Here is a 3,403-nt window from a genome sequence, read left to right on the forward strand (position 1 = left end):
CGCCCGGCATTCGCGCCGTCGCGGATCCGTCGCCGTCTTCGCGCCTGCCGGCGCTCCTACATGAAACCGGAGCCGCGATGGTTCTTGTAGGAGCTGCGGCAGCTGCGAGCATGGCGCCCGGCATTCGCGCCGTCGCGGATCCGTCGCCGTCTTCGCGCCTGCCGGCGCTCCTACATAAAGCCGGAGCCGCGATGGTTCATGTAGGAGTTGCGGCAGCTGCGAGCATGGCGCCCGGCATTCGCGCCGTCGCGGATCCGTCGCCGTCTTCGCGCCTGCCGGCGCTCCTACATGAAACCGGAGCCGCGATGGTTCATGTAGGAGCTGCGGCAGCTGCGAGCATGGCCCTCGGCATTCGCGCCGTCGCGGATCCGCCGCCGTCTTCGCGCCTGCCGGCGCTCCTACATGAAACCGGAGCCGCGATGGTTCTTGTAGGAGCTGCGGCAGCTGCGAGCATGGCGCCCGGGTGTCTTACGCCGTCGGCCCGTCCTTCTTCTTGCCGCCGATCCTGCCTTCGGTGCCGGCGCGCAGGCGGGCGATGTTCTCCTTGTGGCGCCAGAACAGCACCGCCGTCATCACCGCGAGCAATCCGACCGCCGGCTTGGCGCCGAGGAAGAGGAGGCCGGCGAGCGGGGCGGCGAGCGCGGCCGACAGCGCCGCGACCGAGGAGTAGCGCGTGGTGTAGGCGATCATCAGCCAGATCACCGCGCAAAAGATCGCGATGCGTGCGTCGACCCCGGCGAGCACGCCGAGCGCGGTGGCCACGCCCTTGCCGCCGTTGAAGCGCAGGAAGAGCGAGAACACGTGGCCGAGGAAGGCGGCGAGGCCGGCGAGCGCGGCGATGTCCGGCTCGAAGCCCAGGCGCAGCGCCGCCCACACCGCCAGCCAGCCCTTGAGCGCGTCGCCGAGCAGGGTGAGCACGGCCGCGGCCTTGTTGCCGCTGCGCAGCACGTTGGTCGCGCCCGGGTTGCCCGAGCCGTACTTGCGCGGATCCTCGAGGCCGAACAGGCGGCTGGTGACGATCGCGAAGGGGATGGAGCCGAGCAGGTAGGCGGCGACGATCAGAAGCAGGGTGGACATCTTGGCTCCACTGCCCGCCGGCGGGCAGCTCTAAAGGGACGGAAGGAGGGGGCCGCAAGGCCGGGGCTGCGGGCCCGCGCGCCGCCCCGTTCGCACGCCGGCCGCGTGCGGACGACAGCTTTTGCGGGCGCGCGGGCGGGGGCGCGTTAGAATCCGGGCGATTCTAAACGGGAAGCAGCATGGATTTCATCTTCATCGAGGAACTGCGGGTCAAGGCCTGGGTTGGCATCTACGCGCGCGAGAAGACCGGCCCGCAGACGGTCGAGCTGAATCTCACCTTCGGGGTGCCCGATGCCGCCGCCGAGCACGACGACATCGCCGACACCATCGACTACGCGGTGGTGACCGAGCGCATCCGCCGCGAGCTCGGCGAGCGCCACTTCAACCTCATCGAGAGCCTGGGCGAGTTCGTTGTCAAGCTGCTGTTCGAGGAGTTCGGCGCGCCCTGGGTCAAGCTCAAGGTGGGCAAGATCGGGGTAATGAAGGACGTGCGCCGCGTCGGCGTCCATATCCAGCGCAGCAAGGCGGGCGTGGTCGTGCCGCCGGCGGCCTGAGCGCCCGCGGGCGTCCGCTTCAGTTGGCCACCTGCACGAGCTTGGGCTGGAGCACGCGCAGCAGGTCGTGCGGGTGGATGCCCACCAGGAAGCCGCGCCGTCCGCCGTTGATGTAGATCAGAGCCAGGTCGAGGACCGTGCGTTCCATGTACACCGGCATCTTCTTGCGCGTGCCGAAGGGCGAGGTGCCGCCGACCAGGTAGCCGCTGTGGCGGTTGGCGGTCTCGGGCTTGCAGGTCTCGACGTGCTTGCACGGGATCTGGCGCGCGAGCTCCTTGGTCGACACCTTGTGGTCGCCGTGCATCAGCACCACCAGCGGCTGCGCGTTCTCGTCCTCCATGATCAGGGTCTTGATCACCGCGTGCTCGGACACGTTGAGCTCCCGCGAGGACGCCGTGGTGCCGCCGTGCTCCTCGTATTCGTAGAGGTGGCTGGAGAAGGCCACGCCGTGCTGGCGCAGGAAGCGGGTGGCGGGGGTCTCGGGGGCGTGGGCTTCGTTTCTGCTCATGATCGGACGGCCTGTCGGGAGCGCCGCCGCGAGGGGGCGGTGCGGTCCTGTCATTGTAGTGCCATCGGCCATCCCGGGGCGGTTGGACGCGGCGTCCCGGCCGCGCCCGGCGGGCTCACGCGCGCGGATGGTGGCGCGCGTGCAGCTGCTTGAGGCGCTCGCGCGCGACGTGGGTGTAGATCTGCGTGGTGGAGATGTCGGCGTGGCCGAGTAGCAGCTGCACCACGCGTAGGTCGGCGCCGTGGTTGAGCAGGTGGGTGGCGAAGGCGTGGCGCAGGGTGTGGGGCGAGATGCGCTCGGGCGCGATGCCGGCGGCGAGGGCGTAGCGCTTGATCAGGCGCCAGAACATCTGGCGCGACATCGCCGCCCCCAGCCGGGTCACGAAGACCTCGTCGCAGCCGCGCCCGGCGAGCAGGATCGGGCGCGCCTCGGCCAGGTAGCGCTGCAGCCAGTCGGCGGCGATCTCGCCGAGCGGCACCAGGCGCTCCTTGCTGCCCTTGCCCATCACCCGCACGACGCCCTCGTTGACCCCCACCGCGAAGACCTTCAGGCCGACCAGCTCGGAGACGCGCAGGCCGGCGGCGTAGAGCACCTCGAGCATGCAGCGGTCGCGCAGGCCTTGCGGGCTGTCGAGCTGGGGGGCGGCAAGCAGGGCCTCGACCTGGGCCTCGCTCAGGGTCTTGGGAAAGCGTTCGGCCGCCTGCGGGGTGTCGATCACCAGGGTGGGGTCCTCGGCGATCTCGCGGTTGGCGAGCAGCAGGCGGTAGTAGCGCCGCCATGCGGCGATCAGGCGGCGCTGGCTCGCCGGCTTCGCGGCGCGGCTGAATTCGGCGAGGTAGGCGGCGAGATCCGCGCCGCCGACCGCGGGCAGGCGCTGCGCGCGCGTCTCCAGCCAGGCGGCGAAGCGGGCGAGGTCGCTGCGGTAGCCGGCCAGGGTGTTCTTAGCCAGCCCGTGCTCGAGCCAGAGCGTGTCGGTGAAGCGGTCGAGCTCGGCGCGGTGCGCAGGCTGCAGGCCGGCTTCGCGCGCCGGCGCGCGTGCGCTCACAGCGCCCCTTCGAAGGCGAGCAGCCAGCGCTTGACTTCGAGCAGCCAGCCCTCGCGGGCGTTGGCGAAGCCGCCGAGGCCGGCGGCGGAGGTGACGCGGTGGCAGGGCACGATCAGGGGGAAGGGGTTGGCGCCACAGGCCTGGCCGACCGCGCGCGGCGCGCTGCCCAGGCCCGCGGCGAGCTCGCCGTAGGTCGCCGTGCGCCCGCGCGGGATGGCT

At 71.2% G+C, this 3,403-nt stretch carries 5 protein-coding genes; 1 reads left to right on the forward strand and 4 read right to left on the reverse strand.

What is annotated here, in order from left to right:
* Positions 1-468: 468 nt before the first annotated feature.
* The gene (gene plsY, locus C667_RS21270) at positions 469-1,077 is read right to left on the reverse strand and encodes a glycerol-3-phosphate 1-O-acyltransferase PlsY (protein WP_004383263.1); all 609 of its coding nucleotides are present in this window, start codon (positions 1,075-1,077) and stop codon (positions 469-471) included.
* 179 nt (positions 1,078-1,256) lie between these two features.
* On the opposite strand from plsY, the gene C667_RS21275 reads away from it, so the two are divergent.
* The gene (locus tag C667_RS21275; RefSeq protein ID WP_004383266.1) at positions 1,257-1,631 is read left to right on the forward strand and encodes a dihydroneopterin aldolase; all 375 of its coding nucleotides are present in this window, start codon (positions 1,257-1,259) and stop codon (positions 1,629-1,631) included.
* A gap of 19 nt (positions 1,632-1,650) precedes the next feature.
* Here C667_RS21275 and ybaK read toward each other — a convergent pair whose 3' ends face one another.
* The 3 genes from ybaK to C667_RS21290 form a co-directional block, all read right to left on the reverse strand.
* Positions 1,651-2,139 (reverse strand): Cys-tRNA(Pro) deacylase, encoded by a 489-nt coding sequence (ybaK, locus tag C667_RS21280; RefSeq protein ID WP_004383268.1) that lies wholly within the window; start codon positions 2,137-2,139, stop codon positions 1,651-1,653.
* Between the two features lie 115 nt (positions 2,140-2,254).
* Positions 2,255-3,184, reverse strand: a complete 930-nt coding sequence (xerD, locus tag C667_RS21285; RefSeq protein ID WP_004383271.1) for a site-specific tyrosine recombinase XerD — start codon at positions 3,182-3,184, stop codon at positions 2,255-2,257.
* Positions 3,181-3,403 (reverse strand): methylated-DNA--[protein]-cysteine S-methyltransferase (locus tag C667_RS21290; RefSeq protein ID WP_004383272.1); only part of this gene is annotated, 223 nt, incomplete at its 5' end. The genes xerD and C667_RS21290, both read right to left, overlap by 4 nt.

The organism is Thauera phenylacetica B4P, from assembly GCF_000310225.1.
Classification (GTDB): Bacteria; Pseudomonadota; Gammaproteobacteria; order Burkholderiales; family Rhodocyclaceae; genus Thauera; species Thauera phenylacetica.